Below are 18,156 nucleotides of genomic sequence, written 5' to 3' on the forward strand. Positions count from 1 at the left end.
GGTCCCGTCACCGGGACGAGAGCCTGGCAAGGTCGTAAGTAGTGCTGTGAGGCTTCGGCAATCACGCCGCCTAGATTGACCTGCCGGTTCTGATCTTATGCGGCCTGCGTGTTGACCACGGACAGAAGCATGATCCTGGTGACGAGATTTTGGTACTGAGGGACTTGACGAACAAAGGCCCATTACAGAAGGCGCTACTTGATCTGCAACGGTTCGATCATCTTGCGATAGAGATGCCAGGTCGCATGACCGAGAACCGGCATGATGACTGCCAGTCCGACAAACACCGGGATTGAGCCGATCACAAGGCCACAGGCAACAATCAGCCCCCAGACCGCGACAGGAACCGGGTTGACGAGCGTTGCCTTGATCGACGTCTGGACTGCGGACACCGCTCCGACATCGCGGTCGAGCAGCAGTGGAAACGATACGACAACAGTCGACAGCACGATAACGGCGAATACGAAGCCGACAGCATTACCGACGAGAATGAGGTTCCATCCGGCTTCTGTGGAGAGAATTCCGTTCAGAAATGCGGTAATGGACGCTGGCGGCATCTCGCCAACCAACTGGACATAGAGCGATTGCGCAATCACCAGCCACATCACGAAGAGAGCGAGCAGCATTGCAGCCAACGCAAGGATCGAGGGGATGGCCGCAGAGCGACGAACATCCAGCGCGTGCCGCCAGGATGTGTCCATGCCAGCCTCCCGCCGTCTACTGATCTCGTAGAGCCCGATTGCAGCAACCGGCCCGATGAGTGCAAAACCGGACGCCAGCGGATAGAGAAGCGGCAGCATGTTGGCGCCGGAACTCCAGGCAGCCAGAACGACACCGGCAATGGGATAGATCAGTCCGAGAAAGACGTAGTGCGACGGCTTTTCGCAGAAATCGTCCCACCCTCGGTAGAGAGCCTCAAAGACATCGGAAACGGTAATTTTCCGAATGCCGGGGTGGGCAACCGTACCTTCGGCACCGGCCATTACATGAAATGCTGTCATGACGAGATCTCCTCCTGATCCGGGGTAATCTTCGCCGCACCTCTCTGACGAGGTCGTAGGGAAAAGCGGCGCAAACGATATCGTGACATTCCGCATTGCATCGACGCATATAAATCGTCGATAATCCATGCACTGAGCATATACCCGATTTGTCTTTCCATCACTTGACTTCGAGGGCAGACGACCTCACATCGCCGTTACTATGAAAGCATCAGAAGCAGATATCCTCATCGTCCCCGGTTATACCAATTCCGGCCCCGATCACTGGCAGACGCGCTGGCAGAACAAGCTCGCGTCCGCCCGTCGTGTCGAACAGGCGGAATGGTCCAAGCCCGTGCGCGAAGATTGGGTTGCCCGGATGATCGCCGAGGTCAACGCTGCCACCAAGCCGGTCGTGATCGTTGCCCATTCGCTCGGCGTGGCAACGGCTGTCCACGCGCTGCCGCATATCGAGAAGAAAATTGCGGGCGCTTTTCTGGTGGCGCCACCTGAGGTTACCAATCCCAGGATCAGGCCCAAGCACCTGATGACTTTTGGCCCCTACCCCCGTGATCCGCTACCTTTTCCATCGCTGATGGTTGCAAGCCGCAATGATCCGTTTGGTTCTTATGATCATGCCGGCGACATCGCCAATGCCTGGGGCTCGATGCTGGTCGATGCCGGTGAATCCGGCCACATCAACAGCGAATCCGGCCATGGCCCGTGGCCGGAGGGAACCATGGTTTTCGCGCAGTTCCTGAGCAAGTTGCAGGCTTAGGCACAAATTGATCGTCATTTTCCGTCACAGTGCTGATGAAAGTGCGTGTGGCGGAAAGGAACTGGACGGTTTCGGATCGCCATTAATCACACTTTCATGAGTGATGTGGAAGATAATGGCAAATTTCCAGAACGGCCAAGACGTGACGACATCAGACACTCGAAGCGCAAAAAGGTTGGCCGACACGGCCGCCAGCGACGGTTTCCCGGCCCAGGCACTCCTCGATGATGCGCCTGCAGGGTTTTGCCTGTTCGACGGAAACGGAAAACTCCATTACGCTAACGCAATGCTTGAGCGCCTGCTGCCGGGCAGCAGGCGAGGTGTTTCGATAAACGAACTCGTCAGCGCAGAAAGCGTTGGCAGCCTCAGGCGCGCGCTCGCAACGCTCGATGAAACGGGCGCTGGCGTTTCGCATTGCGAGTTGCGCTCTAGTGCCGCAGGCGGCACCCACAGGTGGCTACAGGCCTCGCTCTCTGTGTCGGATCTCGATAACGGCCGCCAATACACGATGCAGGTCCAGCCGATAGACGGCGCGATGCAGAAAATAGCCATTCTTGAGGCAAGCGAGACACGTTGGAAACACGCTCTCGACAGCGCCCACCAGGGTGTGTGGGATCACGATTTCAAAGCGAACGACCTTTTCTACTCGGCAACCTGGAAGAAAATCCGCGGCATGGCGGCAGATGCCACGGTCGATGGCGAGCTGGAAACCTGGATCGAAAGCGTTCACCCCGATGATCGCGCCTGGGTTTTGGAGTGCATCCGTCGTCAGGACGAGGGCGAAGTCGAATTCAACACCTTCGAATATCGCGAGCGTCATGCGGATGGCCACTACGTCTGGATCGAAAGCCGTGGAGCTTCCATCCAGTGGGGCGAGGACGGACGACCGACACGCGTAATCGGTACCGACACGGATATATCGGCGCGAAAGAAGGACGCTGCCCGGCTACAGGAAATCTCGCGGCGCCTGCGACTTGCGCTCGATATCTCCAAGATCGGGGTCTTCGAAGCCAACCTCGATCGCGGCACGGTGGTTCGCGACGCCGAACTGATCCGCCTCTACGGCTATGACCCCGAGACCACCGACCCCGGCCGGGCCATGTTCGAAGAACTGCTGCATCCCGACGACTACGACGAGGCGATGCGTATCGTGCAGGAAGGAACGGCTTCCGGCGAACCATTCATGAACGCCTTCAGGATCATCCGGCCTGATGGAGAGACCCGCCACATCCGTTCCCGTTCGATCGTCTTTATCGATGGCGAAGGAGAGCGAAAGCTGGTCGGTGCCAACTGGGACGTAACCGAAGACATCAATCTTCGCGATGAACTCGATCACGCACGACGCCTGGCCGAAGCGCGCAATGACGAACTGGAGGCCGCCAAGGCCAGGATCGAGTACAACGCTCTCCACGACCACCTGACAAAACTGCCCAACCGCCGTTATCTCGACCAAAAACTTGACGACTGGATGGCCGGCAGGGTGCGCTATTGCGCCATTCTGCATATCGATCTGGATCGCTTCAAGCAGATCAATGATACGCTCGGCCATCAGGCGGGCGATGCCATGCTGGTTCATACGGCGCAGGTCCTTTCCAGCGCCATAGACACCGGGGATTTTGTAGCGCGCATCGGTGGTGATGAGTTTGTCATTCTCTGCGCGCCGCGCACGTCACCCGACGATATTGTGCCCATGGCCAACGGTGTCATCGACCTCCTGCGCCGCCCTGTTCCTTATCAGGGCTATCTCTGCCGGTTCGGTGCAAGCGCCGGCATCGCCTGGGTTGGAGATGACGGGCAGGATGCGCGCCTATCCCTCATGAACGCCGATATCGCGCTCTACCGCGCCAAGAGCCTTGGAAGAAACCGGTCCGAATTTTTCACCAAGCATCTCCAGACCCAGATCCAGCATGCCAAGCGCACCGCTGATGACATTATCCGAGGGATCGAAGATGGAGAGTTCATCCCGTTCTATCAGCCTCAATTCAATGCCCGCACGCTGAACATTACGGGCGTGGAAACTCTGGTCCGCTGGCAACACCCCCGTCTCGGCCTGCTGGCTCCGGACCATTTCCTGAAGATCGCCGAGGACATCGATGCCCTGTCGACCATTGACCGGGCAATCGCATCGCAGGCCCTGCGGGATTTCGCAAGCTGGGACGCGGCCGATCTTCCCGTGGCACGCCTCTCTCTCAACGTCTCTTCGCGCCGACTGCGCGAGCCTGACCTGGTGGAAAGCCTGAAGGCGCTCGACTTCCCCCCGGGACGATTGTCCTTTGAACTTCTGGAATCGATCTTCCTCGATGAACTGGAGGACGGCGTATCCGAGACGATCGCGGCCTTGAAGGCCTTGGGGATCGAGATCGAGATCGACGATTTCGGCACTGGCCATGCATCGATCATCGGGCTACTGAAGCTCAGCCCTGCCCGCCTCAAGATAGATCGAGCCCTGATAAAGCCGCTCACGGACGTGCCGGAGCAGCGCAAGCTGGTTGGCTCCATCATTGACATCGGCCACTCGCTGAATGTCGAAGTGGTTGCAGAGGGCGTGGAAACGCTCGCCCATGCGGTTATTCTGCAGGATCTCGGTTGTGACATCCTCCAGGGTTACGCCTTCGCGCGTCCAATGGCGCGGGAGGACTTCGAGGTATTTGCCCGTGCCTGCAAATGGCCACAGGAAACCAAGAGTTTTTCCCCGAAGACAACGGCCATCAAGGGTTCCGTATAGACACGAAAGCCACCCAGCTCGCGCTCGGATGGCTTTCTTGAGTTCCTGCGAAGCAGGGGTATCAGCCGTTTTCGATTTGCGAAATAGCTTCTGACAAAAGCTCGATCATCTTCAAACGAATCTGGTCGTCAGTCTGGGCGATGCCGGCGGCGTCGAAATCGGCGCGTAACTTACGCACGACGCCTTCGTGACCCACCTCTTCGAAATCGGAGGCGACCACTTCCCTGGCATAGGCCTGAGCATCATCCTTGCCGAGAAGACCCGCAGCCCAGAGCCCGAGCAGCTTGTTGCGCCGAGCCTCGGCCTGGAAGCGCCCTTCCTCATCCAGCGCAAACTTTGCTTCGAAAGCCTTTTCGCGATCCTGCATGTTGGTCATTCTCGATCTCCCTAAGAATTCGGTACCATGCGAGCATAGCGCCCATAAACCAAAAGCCTGTCAAAAGTGCAATGCGAAGTTTTCGGCATTGAAGACTTTCATGCTAAGCTGCGCAGTGAATTCGGGGGACGGGTCAACAGGCCGATTGTGAAATCGTTTCTTTTCCGCTATGGACCCGCTTAGGAAATGCATATCGGCGCGGCCCAAGAGCGCCAGCAACATAGAGACACCATTCATGAATCGTCGCCGCCGTATCTACGAAGGCAAAGCTAAGATCCTTTATGAGGGTCCCGAGCCAGGCACGCTGATCCAGTTCTTCAAAGATGACGCCACCGCCTTCAATAAGAAGAAGCATGACATCATCGACGGCAAGGGTGTACTCAACAACCGTATCTCGGAATACATTTTCACCCATCTGAACAGGATCGGGATTCCGACCCATTTCATCCGCCGCCTCAATATGCGCGAGCAGCTGATCAAGGAAGTGGAGATCATTCCACTCGAGATCGTCGTGCGCAACGTCGCCGCGGGTTCGCTTTCCAAGCGCCTCGGTATCGAGGAAGGCGTCGTTCTTCCCCGCTCGATCATTGAATTTTACTACAAGGCCGATGCTTTGGAAGACCCGATGGTCTCCGAAGAGCACATCACCGCCTTCGGCTGGGCAAACCCGCAGGAACTTGATGACATCATGGCGCTTGCCATTCGCATCAACGACTTTCTTACGGGCCTGTTCCTCGGCGTCGGCATCCAGCTCGTCGATTTCAAAATCGAATGCGGTCGCCTTTTCGAAGGCGATATGATGCGCATCATTCTTGCCGACGAAATCTCTCCAGACAGCTGCCGTCTCTGGGATGTCGAGACCAAGGAAAAGATGGACAAGGACCGTTTCCGCCGTGACATGGGCGGTCTGGTCGAAGCCTATCAGGAAGTCGCCCGCCGCCTCGGCATCATGAACGAGAACGAACCACCGCGTGGCTCCGGCCCGGTTCTGGTCAAGTAATCAGGAAACGATGACAGTGATCAATGCACGCGTAACTGTGACGCTGAAGAATGGCGTTCTGGACCCGCAGGGCAAGGCAATCGAGGGCGCCCTTGGCGCTCTCGGTTTCGACGGCATCGGCCATGTCCGCCAGGGTAAGGTCTTCGATCTCCAGATCGAGACAACCGACAAGGCCAGGGCCGAAACCGACCTCAAGGCCATGTGCGAAAAACTTCTGGCAAACACGGTAATCGAGAACTATTCTATCTCCCTCTCCTGATGGTTGAGGGAATGGCCCATGGTAGACGTTACCACCGACCTGATCTACGAATTGCTCAAGAAAATGCGGATGGACCTATCCAATCTCAAATTTGAGATGTCGAGAGTCAAATCGGAATTAGGCACTGTTCGCGGCACGATGATTGCAATTCAGCAGGACGTAAACAATATTTACGCCACGCTCGGTCGTCACGAGACCCGTCTCGAACGCATTGAAAATCGCCTCGAACTGCGTGAGCTCGCCGAGGCCCAAGCAAGGTTTGAACCGCACCCATGAAATCTGCAGTCGTCCAGCTTCCCGGCCTCAACCGCGACCGCGACATGATCGCGGCTCTGACGAAAATTTCTGGCAAGGCGCCGGTCACCATCTGGCAGACAGAAACCGAGATCCCGGATGTCGATCTGATCGTCATTCCCGGCGGATTTTCCTACGGTGACTACCTGCGCTGTGGTGCGATTGCCGCCCGTATGCCGGTGATGCAGGCGATCAAGGCCAAGGCAGAAGCTGGCGTGAAAGTTCTGGGTGTCTGCAACGGGTTCCAGATTCTCGTCGAAGCCGGCCTCTTGCCGGGCGCATTGATGCGCAACGCCTCGCTGAAGTTCGTTTGCCGCGAAATCAAGCTTGAGGTGGTCAACGCCGAGACGGATTTCACGCGCGCCTATCAGGCCGGCCAGATCATCCGATGCCCCGTCGCCCATCATGATGGAAACTATTTCGCAGACAGCGAAACACTGAAGTCCATCGAGGACAATGGCCAGGTCCTGTTTCGCTATGCGGAAGGTACCAATCCCAACGGTTCGGTCAACGACATCGCAGGCATCGTCAACCGCGCCGGCAATGTGCTGGGCATGATGCCGCATCCGGAAAACCTGATAGAGGCTGCTCACGGCGGTGCTGACGGCCGCGGCCTGTTTGCTTCGGCGCTCGACGTAATAGCCGCTTAACCCTTCGCTTGATAGAAGCCACCCGGCAAGCTGCACGGAAGCGATTCGCGCGCCGTGTTCTTGCCGAGAGCAAAAGGGTTTTCCATGCGCGCTGTGCCGTTCTTCCGCCTTTCAATCGCAGTTGCGTCCCTATCCGCAGTTCTGGTCATGGCAGGTTGCCAATCCGAGCCACCGGCGCCCGCGCGCGACACCGGCGCCCTGCCGACGATGGAGCGCATTGCGCTTGCCGCCAACAGCTGCTGGTTCAAATCCGGCGACCCAGCCTTCAAGGCCTACCGCCTTGCTCCTGAACTCAACTCCTTCTCCGGCCGCCCTCGCATCCTGATCGTCAAGCGGAACTCGCCGGAAGCAAGGCCGCTCGCCGTCATACAGGCAGAAGGCCATCCGGCCCGACTGCAGGCTTTCGGTCCCCTGCTGAATGAGTCCATCGGTTCACGGATGACGTCGGACATCCGCCGCTGGGCAGCGGGCAACAGCGCATGCAAAGGCGCCGCCTGATCTCACATCGATCGCCGGCTTTTCACCTATCGCAAATCTGCAGAGAGCACGAATTGCCGCCCTCCGCTGCGAATCTACCGCTATTGGCCAACGCCACAGGTTGCATTTTTATGCAACCTGCAATTTATAGCCTGGTTAGTTCTAGCGAGTTCCTTTTTTTGGCGTGGTGATAAAAACTCGCCTCGACGCGGGAACCCGGCGCATTTTTCAGCCCTTCCTCCCTATGAAAGAGCATCGCATCCTCGTCATGAAATCGACCTAGATCGGGGTTGCCGCTTCCCGGCGGTTTCTGATCCCTCATCCTTCTTCAGTGTTACCCGTCGCATTCAAAAAGGCATGATCATGACCATCACCATCTACCATAACAACCGATGCGGCACGTCACGTGCGGTTCTCGATTTGATTCCAGAGACCGGTGCAGAGCCCATCGTCATCGACTATATGACTGCACCGCCGGAGCGCGAATTGCTGCTGGCCATGCTGGTTGCCATGGACCTATCGCCACGAGCCTTGCTTCGCACCAAGGAAGCCGCTTACGACGACCTCGGGCTTTCCAATGAAACCTTGAGCGATCGTGATCTGCTCGATGCTATGATTACCCATCCTCAGCTGATGGAGCGTCCCGTGGTCATCAGCGAAAAGGGCGTCCGCCTGTGCCGCCCGAAAGAAAAGGTGTTGGAAATTCTCTGAAACCAACCCGCCCACGGGAGGTCTTGGCGAAAGTCCAAGGATCCAGTCAAAAAACGGCAGGGCGGCAAGAGCCGCCCTTTCAAAACACCGCTTTTGAATTCAATTCCAAAATGGTCTGGCAGCCTCCTGCCAGGCCTCACGGTCGGTAATGCCGATGTCGAGTAATTGCTCGGGTGACATCTCGCTTAACGCCAGACGCCCGCGTCTTTTCTGCCCGCAAAGAACAATCCAATATATCAAAGACATGAAAAAGTTACGCTTTTCACGCGTGACGGATGTCCGCGGCTGCGGCGGGAGGCAAATTGTATCTATTGTCGTCATTGTATCATCCAATCATCAATTGTATCCCTACAATTTGTGTTTCTGACTATCGATTGACTCATTGATTGTTTCAACATACATAATTGTAACCATGACAAGTTGGATGCCAGACCCACGCACCGGCGACGGGCCGATGTACGCCCGCATCGCCGAGCAGATCGAACACGCGATCACCGACGGAACGCTGCCTGCCGGCGCCAAATTGCCGCCGCAACGTAACCTTGCCTTCGATATCGGCGTGACCTTGGGCACCGTCGGCCGCGCCTATCAGATCGTGCGCGAACGTGGACTGGTGAGCGGCGAGGTCGGCCGCGGCACCTATGTGCTGGAACACGCGGAAAGCCGCCCTGCCGAGCAGGCAGATCCGCTGACGACGGCGCTTGCCGGCACGCGGCCGATCAAGGCACCACCGGGTAAGCTACGCTTTGACAGCACGGCCGCGCCGGATATCGGCCAGGGGCGATCACTGGAGAAAATCGTCGTCGATATCAGCCGCGAGCATCATGCTGAGATCGCCAGCTACGCCCGTGACTTTCCTGATCATTGGTTCGAGGCGGGCAGCCAATGGCTGGCAAAGGGCAATTTTCGCCCCCTCCCCGAGCGCATCGTGCCGACACTGGGCGCCCATGCCGGCGCAGTCGCCGTAATCGCTGCCGTCACAGCTCCGGGCGACAAGATCGCCTTTGAAAGCCTGACCTATTCTCAAGTGAGCCGCAGCGCGGGATTGATCGGGCGTCGAACCATCCTTATGCGCTCGGATGAATACGGTCTGGATCCGGAGGATTTCGAGAGGGTCTGTGCCCAGCAACATCCCAAACTCGCCTTCCTGATGCCGACGGCGCAGAACCCGACGGTTGTCACCCTCTCGCTGGAACGGCGCCAGGCCATTGCCGACATAGCGCGGCGATATGGCGTCTGGCTGCTCGAAGACGATCTCTATGGCGCAATGACCGGCAGCATGACGCCGCTGCTCGCCGAGCTTGCACCGGATCGCACCTTTCTTGTCGGCGGTCTGTCGAAATCGGTTGCGGCCGGCATCCGCGGCGGTTGGGTGGCTTGCCCTCCGCATTTCAGCCAGCGCATCCGCATTGCCCACAAGATGGTGACCGGCGGCGTGCCGTTTCTGATGGCCGAGCTTGGCGCGCGGATGGTGCTTTCGGGAGAAGCCTCGCGACTACGTGCCCGCTGCATCGAGGAAATCCGGGCACGCGAAGGTATCGCCCGGGAGGCTTTTGCGGGCTTCGAGTTCAATTCCGATCCGAATGTGCCGTTCCTCTGGCTGAAGTTGACGGAACCGTGGCTTTCCGGAACCTTTAAGCATGCGGCCTTCGAGGAGGGCGTGATGGTCGATGACGAGGACGAGTTCAAGGCTGGCCGCACAGACGTCGCCTATCACCGCGTGCGCATCGGTTTTTCGTCACCGTCGCGGGAAGAGGTCCGGCGCGGTTTCCTCATTCTCCGCCGACTTCTGGACAGCGGGCGCGTGGGCTACGACAGTTTCGCCTGAGAGGCCGTAAAAACCCCGGCATTCACCTGTTCGCGGGGGCATTTTCCTGTCGCGCCGCAGCGCATCATAGGTTAAAGAGACCGCAAAAGCGCGCCCTGTCTCCTCGCAGTTCCGGATGCCCATTGGTGCCCGGAATGCCCAACGGACCCAACGGATCACGATGACCATTTCCAACACCCGCCCCATCACCCCGGAACTCATCGCTTCGCACGGCCTGAAAGCCGACGAATATCAGCGCATCCTGGATCTGATCGGTCGCGAGCCGACGTTCACGGAGCTCGGTATCTTCTCTGCCATGTGGAATGAGCATTGCTCCTACAAGTCCTCGAAGAAGTGGCTGCGGACGCTGCCGACCAAGGGACCGCGCGTCATCCAGGGACCGGGCGAAAATGCTGGCGTCGTCGATATTGATGACGGTGACTGCGTCGTCTTCAAGATGGAGAGCCACAACCACCCGTCGTACATCGAACCTTATCAGGGTGCCGCGACCGGCGTCGGCGGCATTTTGCGTGACGTCTTTACCATGGGCGCACGTCCCATCGCGGCGATGAATGCACTGCGCTTTGGCGCACCGGATCATCCTAAGACCCGCCATCTCGTCTCGGGCGTCGTTTCCGGCGTCGGCGGCTACGGCAATTCCTTCGGCGTGCCGACGGTCGGCGGCGAAGTCGAATTCGATGCCCGCTACAACGGCAACATTCTCGTCAACGCCTTTGCGGCCGGCCTTGCAAAGTCGAATGCCATCTTCCTCTCGGAAGCCAAGGGCGTTGGCCTTCCGGTTGTCTATCTCGGCGCCAAGACCGGCCGCGACGGCGTCGGTGGTGCGACGATGGCCTCTGCCGAATTCGACGAGTCGATCGAGGAGAAGCGCCCGACGGTTCAGGTCGGCGACCCCTTCACTGAAAAGTGCCTGCTGGAAGCCTGTCTCGAACTGATGAAGACCGGCGCGGTCATCGCCATTCAGGACATGGGCGCCGCCGGCCTCACCTGCTCGGCCGTAGAAATGGGCGCCAAGGGCGACCTCGGTATCGAACTGCAACTCGATCAGGTACCTGTCCGCGAAGAACGCATGACGGCCTATGAGATGATGCTGTCTGAAAGCCAGGAGCGCATGCTCATGGTTCTGGAGCCATCCAAGGAAGACGTCGCCAAGGCGATCTTCGTCAAGTGGGGCCTTGATTTCGCAATCGTCGGCAAGACCACAGACGACCTGCGCTTCCGTGTCATCCATCAGGGCGAGGAAGTCGCAAACCTGCCGATCAAGGAACTGGGCGACGAGGCTCCGGAATACGACCGTCCCTGGACCCCGGCCGTTACCCCCTCACCGCTCGCCGCGAACGACATCCCGCAGGCCGATGTCGCCGATGCACTGCTGTCGCTCGTTGGCTCTGCCAACAATTCGTCGCGCCGCTGGGTCTACGAGCAGTACGACACGCTGATCCAGGGAAATTCGCTGCAGCTTCCCGGCGGCGACGCCGGCGTCGTGCGCGTCGATGGCCATCCGACCAAGGCGCTCGCCTTTTCCTCAGACGTCACACCGCGTTACGTCGAGGCCGATCCTTATGAAGGCGGCAAGCAGGCTGTTGCGGAATGCTGGCGCAATATCACAGCGACCGGCGCTCTGCCCCTTGCCGCGACCGACAACCTGAATTTCGGCAATCCCGAACGCCCGGAAATCATGAGCCAGCTCGTGCATGCTATCAAGGGCATTGGCGAAGCCTGCACAGCGCTCGATTTCCCGATCGTCTCGGGCAATGTCTCCCTCTATAACGAAACCAACGGCCAGGGCATCCTGCCGACCCCCACGATCGGCGGTGTCGGCCTGATGAAGGATTGGGCCACCATGGCCCGCATCCGCTTCGCGGCCGAAGGCGATGACATCCTGCTCGTCGGCGCACCGAAAGGACTTGGCACCCATATCGCCCAGTCGGTTTACATGCGTGACATCCACGGCCGCACGGACGGCCCGGCACCCCATGTCGATCTCGACCACGAGCGCAAGACCGGCGATTTCGTCCGCAGCCTGATCGTCGATGGCCTTGTCAGCGCCGTTCACGATTGCTCGTCGGGTGGTCTTGCCCTTGCCGTCGCCGAAATGGCGATGGCGTCCGGCATCGGCGCCAAGGTTGGTGCAGTCGATGGCCGCGATCCGATCCCGGTCTTCTACGGCGAAGATCAGGGCCGCTACGTCGTCACGGTGAAGCCAGAATACGCCAAGACCGTTGCCGAGCGCGCCGTGGCTGCCGGCGTCAATGCACCCGCCATCGGCATTACTGGCGGCACGGAAGTTGTCCTGGGAGCAGCACGCCCGCTTTCAATTCTGGAATTGCGCTCCGCCCATGAATCGTGGTTCCCTGACTTCATGGATGGCGGTCAGCAGATCGCTGCCGAGTGATGTGCAAGGAGTAACGACGATGCCTATGGCCCCTGGCGATATCGAGGACATGATCAAGGCGGGAATTCCGGGTGCGAAGGTAACTATCCGGGATCTGGCCGGGGACGGCGATCATTACGCTGCCGAAGTGGTGGCCGAGGCATTTCGCGGCAAGACCCGCGTGCAGCAGCACAAGATGGTCTATGATGCACTGAGCGGCAACATGGGCGGCGTCCTCCACGCGCTAGCCTTGCAGACGTCCGCACCGGAGTAAGGCTCGATGGCCAACCTGCTCAATGAACTGGTCACCGGTGTTGTTGAAAGCGTCCTGAAGGAAGTGTTGAAGAAGAGTGGTGTCAAAACCAAGTCCAAGCGCAAGAAGCGCCAGACACGCGATGCTTCCGGCCAGTTCACGCGGGCAAAGGCCAAGCCAAAGGCGAAACCTGCGAAGAAACAGGTGAGCCGCCGCAGGACGGCCGCTTCCCGTAGCAGGGCCAAGGCTTGATCCTGCCAGACTGACGCGAAAAATGATCAATCGATTACGTCTGCGTTAAAAAGCGGATGCCGCCATCAATTTTTGTTGCGCCCCGGGTGTAAACCGCAAAGGGTGCATGTTATCTAAGGGCGATCGACCCTGCCCGACCTTGAATCGGGTATAGCCAAGGATTTTGGACATGAGCGGAATTAACGATTTCATCGACAACGAAGTAAAGACGAACGATGTCGTTCTTTTCATGAAGGGCACTCCGCAGTTCCCACAGTGTGGTTTCTCGGGCCAGGTGGTCCAGATGCTCGATTATATCGGCGTAGACTACAAGGGCATCAACGTGCTCGCCGACGCCGATCTTCGCCAGGGCATCAAGGATTATGCCAACTGGCCGACCATTCCGCAGCTCTATATCAAGGGCGAATTTGTCGGTGGATGCGACATCGTGCGTGAAATGTTCCAGGCTGGCGAACTGCAGTCGCACCTTGAGGAAAACGGGATTTCGGTCAAGGGCGCAGCCTAACACCTGTCCGTTGGACTTGAGAGAGGCGACTTCGCCTTTCTCCCCCGGAATACGCACATTTCGCTCGTTCCAGGTGCCTTCAGCGCCACTCGATGATATTTTTTGTCATCATTCGGTGATGATTGCGCGTTATCGCGCCCCTGTCCGCATTTCATCCGAAAGCGGATTCTCACGATATGCCATCGGGCGCCCCAGCCCGAGGCCGTATTATTTTCATCTTTGAAAGCGCTTTTGAATTTGCGCATTTCAAATTTTGACGCCCTCGCTTCGTCCTCAGTCAGGCGGCGTGGCGCCGCGCATTTCATCGGCTACCGAGCCGCGTCAGGAAACTGCAATGACGACCACCATGCCTGAAACGGCAGTTTTGCCGAGCCTACCCAAAGCCCAGTTCGTTGCCCTGATGGCAATGCTGATGGCAATCAACGCCATCTCGATCGATATCATGCTGCCGGGCCTCCAGCAGATCGGTGCGAGCCTCGGTGTTGCCGACGAAAACGAACGTCAGTTCGTGATCACCGCCTATCTGCTGGGCATGGGCGTGGCGCAGCTGTTTTTCGGGCCTTTGTCTGACCGGTTCGGCCGCAAGATCCCGCTTCTCGCTGGTTTAGGGCTTTACGCCGTCTGCGCGCTTTCCATCGTCTTTGTTCCGAGCTTCACGGGGCTTCTCTTGTTGCGCTTCGTTCAAGGGGTCGGCGCTGCGGCGACGCGCGTCATCTCGGTCTCCGTGGTCCGCGACGTCTACGGCGGTCGAATGATGGCCGAAGTCATGTCGCTGGTCATGATGGTCTTCATGATTGTGCCGGTCATCGCACCGAGCATCGGTCAGCTGATCATGTTGTTCGCCGAGTGGCATATGATCTTCGTCGTGATTTGCCTTTTTGCTATGTTCGTTGCGTCGCTCGTGGTTTTCCGCCTGCCGGAAACGCTGCCTGAGGACCATCGCCGGCCGTTTACCCCGGCTTCCATCATCGGTGGCTTTCGCATCGTTCTGACCAACCGTGTCGCATTGTTCTACACGCTGGCGATGTCGTTTATCTTTGGCGGGCTTTTCGGCTTTATCAACTCTGCCCAGCAGATTCTCGTCGGCGTCTATGGTCTTGGGGTCTGGTTTCCGTTGGCTTTTGCAGGTTTTGCCAGCTTGATGGCGGTCGCCTCCTTCACCAACTCCAGGCTGGTGCGCACTTACGGGATGCGCAAGCTTTCCCACGCGGCGCTTATCGGCTTTATCGTTGCGAGCTTCGTCTGGATGCTGGCGGCGAATGTCACTTCGCTCCCCTTCTGGCTCTTTGTCGTGCTCTATAGTTTCGCCATGTTCCAGTTCGGTTTGATCGGCGCCAATTTCAATGCCATGGCAATGGAGCCGCTCGGCCATGTCGCCGGTACAGCTTCCTCAGTCATCGGCTTTACCCAGACGATCTTCGGTGGCGTCATCGGCGCCCTGATTGGCCAGGCCTTCGACGGCACGGTCGTTCCGCTCGCTACCGGCTTTTTCGTTGTTGCGGTCGTCGGCTTTGTCTTCGTGCTTATTGCGGAGAAGGGAAAGCTGTTCCGTCCGCATTTTCCCACGACCTGACCCCAAGCAATTCCGTCCCTCCCAGACGCTATAGGTTCCATCATGACCACGACCACCACGCCTTCCACAGAGGCCACCACAGGCTCGGCCCGCATAAATCTCGGCTTCTTCGAGTTCGTCATCACCATCGCCTTAATGACGGCGAGCGTGGCTCTTGCCATCGATATCATGTTGCCGGCACTACCGAGCATCGGACAGTCGCTGAATGTCGCCAACACCAACGACACCCAGTTGGTGATTGCGGTGTTCTTCCTTGGCTTCGGCTGTTCTCAGATCATCTTCGGCAGTCTCTCGGATGCCTTCGGTCGCCGCAACATCCTCGTTGCGGGGCTTGCCTTCTTTGCGGTGACGATGTTTGCGGCGGCGTTGACGGAAAGCTTCCAGATGCTTCTGATCCTGCGTTTCGTGCAGGGCATCGGCGCGGCAGCGGTACGGATCACCACCATGGCGGTGGTTCGCGACTGCTTCGGCGGACGTGAGATGGCGCGTGTCATGTCCTATGTCATGATCGTTTTCATGATCGTGCCGATCATCGCACCGTCAATCGGGCAGGCAATCGTCTTCTACGCAAACTGGCACTGGATCTTCATCCTGCTCGGCTGTGTCGGGGCGATCCTCGCCCTCTGGGCGATGCTTCGGATGAAGGAATCACTGCCCGCTTCCGAACGGCTGCCACTCTCGGTGGGCGCGGTCCTTTCAGGTTTCGCGACAGTGCTGACCAACCGCATCACCTGCGGCTACATGATCGGGCTTACGCTGTTCACCGCGGTTATCTGCGCCTACATCGTCACCGTCCAGCAGATTTTCGGCGAGGTCTACGGCCTTGGCGACTGGCTGCCGATCGCCTTTGCAGGCACGGCCGGCGGCATCGCGGTCGCCAATTTCGCCAACGGTTATTTCGTCCGCAGCTTCGGCATGCGCCGTATCTCGCACGCAGCGATGATCCTGTTCACCGTCTTGTCGGTTTTCGGCCTGGTGCTCGCCTTGAGCGGCACGCCGCCTTTCGTCGTTTCCTATCTTCTGTTCTCTGTCCTGCTGATGTTCTTTGCGGTCATTGCCACAAATTTCACCGCCATCAGCCTGGAGCCGATGGGACATCTCGCGGGCACCGCAACGGCGGTCACCGGATTCGTCTCCACGACAGTCGGCGCCCTCATCGGCGGCGCGGTCGGCCAGATGTTCAATGGAACATTGCAGCCGATCTTCGCCGGCTTTGCCGCCTTCGGTATCGTCACTATCCTTGCCGTTCTCTGGGCGGAAAAAGGCAAGCTCTTCACCCATCCGGGCGACGATAGCGCATTGCTCGAAGCGGGCGGCGGCCACATGTAACGAAAACGCCCGCGGATTTTAGATCACGCGGGCGTTTCTTTATGCAAGGATCGGCTTTTGGTCAGATCGTGAAGACTTCCCGGCGCAGAAGCTCCCAGCTTTCACGGTCGGATGCCAGAAGCAGACCACCGTCCAGATCGCGCGCAGTATAGGGCGAACCGTCAAAGCGCGCGATATAGGCGCCTGCCTCTGCGCTGATCAGTGCGCCTGCCAGATGGTCCCAGGGCATCAGCTTCTTGTACATCAGGAAGTGAAAATGGCCGCCGGCGAAAGCGCGGTATTCATGGGCAGCGCAACGATAGCTCGTCGCAATGCGAACCTTGGCCATGTTGCCCATGATCGTGCGGCGGTCCTGCGGATCATAAAAGCCCGTCGACGCGCATCCGACCAACGCCTCCAGCGGTACGCCGGGCGAAACAGCAAGTCGTTCCTGCGAACCATCGGCCTTGCAGAGCCAGGCGCCGGAACCACGCTCGGCAATCACCCAGTCGTTGCCCATCGGGTCGTAGATGATGCCGGCTACGGTTTCGCCCTTTGCAACGACGCTCGCCATGACGCCGAAGAGCGGCATGCCGGCTGCATAGTTGAAGGTGCCATCGATTGGATCGACCACGACGGCGAGATCCGCCCCGGAAAGCTTGTCGAGAAGCAGCGGATCGGCAGCGACCGATTCCTCGCCGATAAAGACGGCCGAGGGTGCGAATTCCGCAACTCGCGCCTTGATCAGCCGCTCGGCGGCTTCATCCGCTTCGGTGACGAGATCAATCGCCTCGCTTTTCATTCGCACGTCATCGCTTCCAAGGTTGCGGAAGCGCGGCAGGATTTCCTTGGCCGCTGCCTCCTGCAAGAGATTGGCCAGCAAAGCGATATCGACAGTCTCGGTCATTCACGGGGCTCCGCAATCAGGGATTTGAAATCGAACAGCTTCGGGTCGAGCAGATGGGATGGATTGGTATGGCCGAGCGCCCGCAGCATCGTGTCCTTGCGGCCGGGCATGCGCCGTTCGATATCGGAGAGCATCGCCTTCATCGCATTGCGCTCCAGCCCGTCCTGCGAGCCGCAGAGATCACAAGGGATGATCGGGAACTCCATCGCGGCTGCAAACTTGGCGAGATCGTCTTCGGCGGCATAGGCGAGCGGCCGTAGCACCATCAGGTCGCCCTCATCATTCAGCAGCTTCGCCGGCATCGTGGCGAGACGTCCGCCATGGAAGAAGTTCATGAAGAAGGTTTCGAGGATATCTTCGCGGTGATGGCCGAGAACCAGTGCATCGCAGCCCTCTTCGCGGGCAATACGATAGAGATTACCACGGCGCAGGCGCGAACAGAGCGCGCAGTAGGTTCCGCCTGCCGGCACCTTCTCCTTCACGATTGAATAGGTATCGCGATACTCGATCCGGTGTTGCACGCCGATTGAGGCGAGGTATTCGGGAAGCACGTGTTTCGGAAAATTCGGCTGCCCCTGGTCGAGATTGCAGGCAATCAGTTCCACGGGAAGAAGGCCTCGCCACTTCAGATCCAGCAGCAACGCCAGGAGACTGTAGCTGTCCTTGCCACCGGAAACGCCGACCAGCCAGCGCCTCTGGCCGTTCAGCATGCCGAAGTCATCGATCGCCTGGCGCACCTGCCGCAACAACCGCTTGCGCAGTTTGTTGAAGGAAACCGAGGACGGCATCTTCTCGAAGAGCGGATGGGAAGCGCCATCGTCCTCTGCTTCGACGAACGGCTCAATGGCGGCGTCGAGCGCCGTTACGGGATCGGAAAGGTCCATGATCGTCTTCCGGACAATGCCC

General features: G+C 58.7%; 20 protein-coding genes. 15 read left to right on the top strand and 5 right to left on the bottom strand.

The genetic code is table 11. The features are described from left to right. Nucleotides 1-194 precede the first annotated feature (194 nt). Nucleotides 195-1,001 (bottom strand): DUF2189 domain-containing protein, encoded by an 807-nt coding sequence (locus QO002_RS12945; RefSeq protein ID WP_307230240.1) that lies wholly within the window; start codon nucleotides 999-1,001, stop codon nucleotides 195-197. Between the two features lie 202 nt (nucleotides 1,002-1,203). Here QO002_RS12945 and QO002_RS12950 point away from each other — a divergent pair, with 202 nt between their 5' ends. Beyond that, nucleotides 1,204-1,758, top strand: coding sequence for an RBBP9/YdeN family alpha/beta hydrolase (locus QO002_RS12950; RefSeq protein ID WP_307230242.1), 555 nt, complete (start codon nucleotides 1,204-1,206; stop codon nucleotides 1,756-1,758). Between the two features lie 115 nt (nucleotides 1,759-1,873). Then, a complete protein-coding gene (locus QO002_RS12955; protein WP_307230244.1) occupies nucleotides 1,874-4,483 on the top strand; it encodes a sensor domain-containing protein in 2,610 nt (869 codons plus the stop codon). Nucleotides 4,484-4,544: 61 nt separating this feature from the next. On the opposite strand, the gene QO002_RS12960 is transcribed toward QO002_RS12955, so the two are convergent. Next, on the bottom strand, nucleotides 4,545-4,859 hold the full coding sequence (locus QO002_RS12960; RefSeq protein WP_307230246.1) for a DUF1476 domain-containing protein: 315 nt from the start codon (nucleotides 4,857-4,859) through the stop codon (nucleotides 4,545-4,547). 235 nt (nucleotides 4,860-5,094) lie between these two features. Here QO002_RS12960 and purC point away from each other — a divergent pair, with 235 nt between their 5' ends. The 6 genes from purC (at nucleotide 5,095) to arsC (ending at nucleotide 8,250) form a co-directional block, all read left to right on the top strand. Continuing rightward, a complete protein-coding gene (gene purC / locus QO002_RS12965) occupies nucleotides 5,095-5,859 on the top strand; it encodes a phosphoribosylaminoimidazolesuccinocarboxamide synthase (protein ID WP_307230248.1) in 765 nt (254 codons plus the stop codon). Nucleotides 5,860-5,875: 16 nt separating this feature from the next. After that, a complete protein-coding gene (purS, locus tag QO002_RS12970) occupies nucleotides 5,876-6,118 on the top strand; it encodes a phosphoribosylformylglycinamidine synthase subunit PurS (protein WP_307233363.1) in 243 nt (80 codons plus the stop codon). A gap of 18 nt (nucleotides 6,119-6,136) precedes the next feature. Then, nucleotides 6,137-6,394, top strand: a complete 258-nt coding sequence (locus QO002_RS12975) for a hypothetical protein (RefSeq protein ID WP_307230251.1) — start codon at nucleotides 6,137-6,139, stop codon at nucleotides 6,392-6,394. Next, nucleotides 6,391-7,062 carry a phosphoribosylformylglycinamidine synthase subunit PurQ gene (purQ, locus tag QO002_RS12980; protein WP_307230253.1) on the top strand — a complete coding sequence of 224 codons (672 nt, stop codon included), beginning with the start codon at nucleotides 6,391-6,393 and terminating at the stop codon, nucleotides 7,060-7,062. Before QO002_RS12975 ends, purQ begins: the two co-directional genes overlap by 4 nt. A gap of 84 nt (nucleotides 7,063-7,146) precedes the next feature. Continuing rightward, nucleotides 7,147-7,560, top strand: a complete 414-nt coding sequence (locus QO002_RS12985) for a hypothetical protein (protein WP_307230254.1) — start codon at nucleotides 7,147-7,149, stop codon at nucleotides 7,558-7,560. A gap of 342 nt (nucleotides 7,561-7,902) precedes the next feature. Further along, nucleotides 7,903-8,250 (top strand): arsenate reductase (glutaredoxin), encoded by a 348-nt coding sequence (gene arsC / locus QO002_RS12990; protein WP_307230257.1) that lies wholly within the window; start codon nucleotides 7,903-7,905, stop codon nucleotides 8,248-8,250. A gap of 99 nt (nucleotides 8,251-8,349) precedes the next feature. Here the strand turns inward: arsC and QO002_RS12995 are convergent, their stop codons facing one another. After that, the gene (locus tag QO002_RS12995) at nucleotides 8,350-8,571 is read right to left on the bottom strand and encodes a DUF1127 domain-containing protein (protein ID WP_307230259.1); all 222 of its coding nucleotides are present in this window, start codon (nucleotides 8,569-8,571) and stop codon (nucleotides 8,350-8,352) included. A gap of 91 nt (nucleotides 8,572-8,662) precedes the next feature. Between QO002_RS12995 and QO002_RS13000 the strand changes: the two genes are divergently transcribed. The 7 genes from QO002_RS13000 to QO002_RS13030 all read left to right on the top strand — a co-directional run bounded on the left by QO002_RS13000 (nucleotide 8,663) and on the right by QO002_RS13030 (nucleotide 16,364). Then, nucleotides 8,663-10,078: an aminotransferase-like domain-containing protein gene (locus QO002_RS13000; protein ID WP_307230261.1), complete on the top strand. Its 1,416-nt coding sequence runs from the start codon at nucleotides 8,663-8,665 to the stop codon at nucleotides 10,076-10,078. 160 nt (nucleotides 10,079-10,238) lie between these two features. After that, nucleotides 10,239-12,473 carry a phosphoribosylformylglycinamidine synthase subunit PurL gene (gene purL, locus QO002_RS13005; protein WP_307230264.1) on the top strand — a complete coding sequence of 745 codons (2,235 nt, stop codon included), beginning with the start codon at nucleotides 10,239-10,241 and terminating at the stop codon, nucleotides 12,471-12,473. 19 nt (nucleotides 12,474-12,492) lie between these two features. Continuing rightward, a complete protein-coding gene (locus QO002_RS13010) occupies nucleotides 12,493-12,726 on the top strand; it encodes a BolA/IbaG family iron-sulfur metabolism protein (RefSeq protein WP_056326083.1) in 234 nt (77 codons plus the stop codon). Nucleotides 12,727-12,732: 6 nt separating this feature from the next. After that, the gene (locus QO002_RS13015; protein WP_307230267.1) at nucleotides 12,733-12,957 is read left to right on the top strand and encodes a hypothetical protein; all 225 of its coding nucleotides are present in this window, start codon (nucleotides 12,733-12,735) and stop codon (nucleotides 12,955-12,957) included. A 169-nt stretch (nucleotides 12,958-13,126) separates the two neighbouring features. Continuing rightward, entirely contained in the window at nucleotides 13,127-13,462 is a 336-nt protein-coding gene (gene grxD, locus QO002_RS13020) for a Grx4 family monothiol glutaredoxin (RefSeq protein ID WP_307230269.1), read from the top strand. A 334-nt stretch (nucleotides 13,463-13,796) separates the two neighbouring features. After that, nucleotides 13,797-15,035, top strand: coding sequence for a multidrug effflux MFS transporter (locus QO002_RS13025; RefSeq protein ID WP_307230271.1), 1,239 nt, complete (start codon nucleotides 13,797-13,799; stop codon nucleotides 15,033-15,035). 42 nt (nucleotides 15,036-15,077) lie between these two features. Further along, complete coding sequence (locus QO002_RS13030; RefSeq protein ID WP_307230273.1) at nucleotides 15,078-16,364, top strand: multidrug effflux MFS transporter; 1,287 nt, start codon at nucleotides 15,078-15,080, stop codon at nucleotides 16,362-16,364. Between the two features lie 61 nt (nucleotides 16,365-16,425). On the opposite strand, the gene QO002_RS13035 is transcribed toward QO002_RS13030, so the two are convergent. Beyond that, the gene (locus QO002_RS13035; RefSeq protein WP_307230275.1) at nucleotides 16,426-17,250 is read right to left on the bottom strand and encodes an inositol monophosphatase family protein; all 825 of its coding nucleotides are present in this window, start codon (nucleotides 17,248-17,250) and stop codon (nucleotides 16,426-16,428) included. After that, nucleotides 17,247-18,134 (bottom strand): tRNA 2-thiocytidine(32) synthetase TtcA, encoded by an 888-nt coding sequence (gene ttcA, locus QO002_RS13040; RefSeq protein WP_307230277.1) that lies wholly within the window; start codon nucleotides 18,132-18,134, stop codon nucleotides 17,247-17,249. The genes QO002_RS13035 and ttcA overlap by 4 nt, the downstream gene beginning before the upstream one ends. Between the last annotated feature and the right edge of the window lie 22 nt (nucleotides 18,135-18,156).

Origin of the sequence: Pararhizobium capsulatum DSM 1112 (assembly GCF_030814475.1) — a bacterium.
Taxonomy (GTDB): Bacteria; Pseudomonadota; Alphaproteobacteria; order Rhizobiales; family Rhizobiaceae; genus Pararhizobium; species Pararhizobium capsulatum.

Bases quoted from the DNA above. Each gene is read 5' to 3' on its own strand.
- QO002_RS12945 (WP_307230240.1), bottom strand. From the start codon at position 1,001: ATGACAGCATTTCATGTAATGGCCGGTGCCGAAGGTACGGTTGCCCAC.
- QO002_RS12950 (WP_307230242.1), top strand. From the start codon at position 1,204: ATGAAAGCATCAGAAGCAGATATCCTCATCGTCCCCGGTTATACCAAT.
- QO002_RS12955 (WP_307230244.1), top strand. From the start codon at position 1,874: ATGGCAAATTTCCAGAACGGCCAAGACGTGACGACATCAGACACTCGA.
- QO002_RS12960 (WP_307230246.1), bottom strand. From the start codon at position 4,859: ATGACCAACATGCAGGATCGCGAAAAGGCTTTCGAAGCAAAGTTTGCG.
- purC (WP_307230248.1), top strand. From the start codon at position 5,095: ATGAATCGTCGCCGCCGTATCTACGAAGGCAAAGCTAAGATCCTTTAT.
- QO002_RS12975 (WP_307230251.1), top strand. From the start codon at position 6,137: ATGGTAGACGTTACCACCGACCTGATCTACGAATTGCTCAAGAAAATG.
- purQ (WP_307230253.1), top strand. From the start codon at position 6,391: ATGAAATCTGCAGTCGTCCAGCTTCCCGGCCTCAACCGCGACCGCGAC.
- QO002_RS12985 (WP_307230254.1), top strand. From the start codon at position 7,147: ATGCGCGCTGTGCCGTTCTTCCGCCTTTCAATCGCAGTTGCGTCCCTA.
- arsC (WP_307230257.1), top strand. From the start codon at position 7,903: ATGACCATCACCATCTACCATAACAACCGATGCGGCACGTCACGTGCG.
- QO002_RS12995 (WP_307230259.1), bottom strand. From the start codon at position 8,571: ATGACGACAATAGATACAATTTGCCTCCCGCCGCAGCCGCGGACATCC.
- QO002_RS13000 (WP_307230261.1), top strand. From the start codon at position 8,663: ATGACAAGTTGGATGCCAGACCCACGCACCGGCGACGGGCCGATGTAC.
- purL (WP_307230264.1), top strand. From the start codon at position 10,239: ATGACCATTTCCAACACCCGCCCCATCACCCCGGAACTCATCGCTTCG.
- QO002_RS13010 (WP_056326083.1), top strand. From the start codon at position 12,493: ATGCCTATGGCCCCTGGCGATATCGAGGACATGATCAAGGCGGGAATT.
- QO002_RS13015 (WP_307230267.1), top strand. From the start codon at position 12,733: ATGGCCAACCTGCTCAATGAACTGGTCACCGGTGTTGTTGAAAGCGTC.
- grxD (WP_307230269.1), top strand. From the start codon at position 13,127: ATGAGCGGAATTAACGATTTCATCGACAACGAAGTAAAGACGAACGAT.
- QO002_RS13025 (WP_307230271.1), top strand. From the start codon at position 13,797: ATGACGACCACCATGCCTGAAACGGCAGTTTTGCCGAGCCTACCCAAA.
- QO002_RS13030 (WP_307230273.1), top strand. From the start codon at position 15,078: ATGACCACGACCACCACGCCTTCCACAGAGGCCACCACAGGCTCGGCC.
- QO002_RS13035 (WP_307230275.1), bottom strand. From the start codon at position 17,250: ATGACCGAGACTGTCGATATCGCTTTGCTGGCCAATCTCTTGCAGGAG.
- ttcA (WP_307230277.1), bottom strand. From the start codon at position 18,134: ATGGACCTTTCCGATCCCGTAACGGCGCTCGACGCCGCCATTGAGCCG.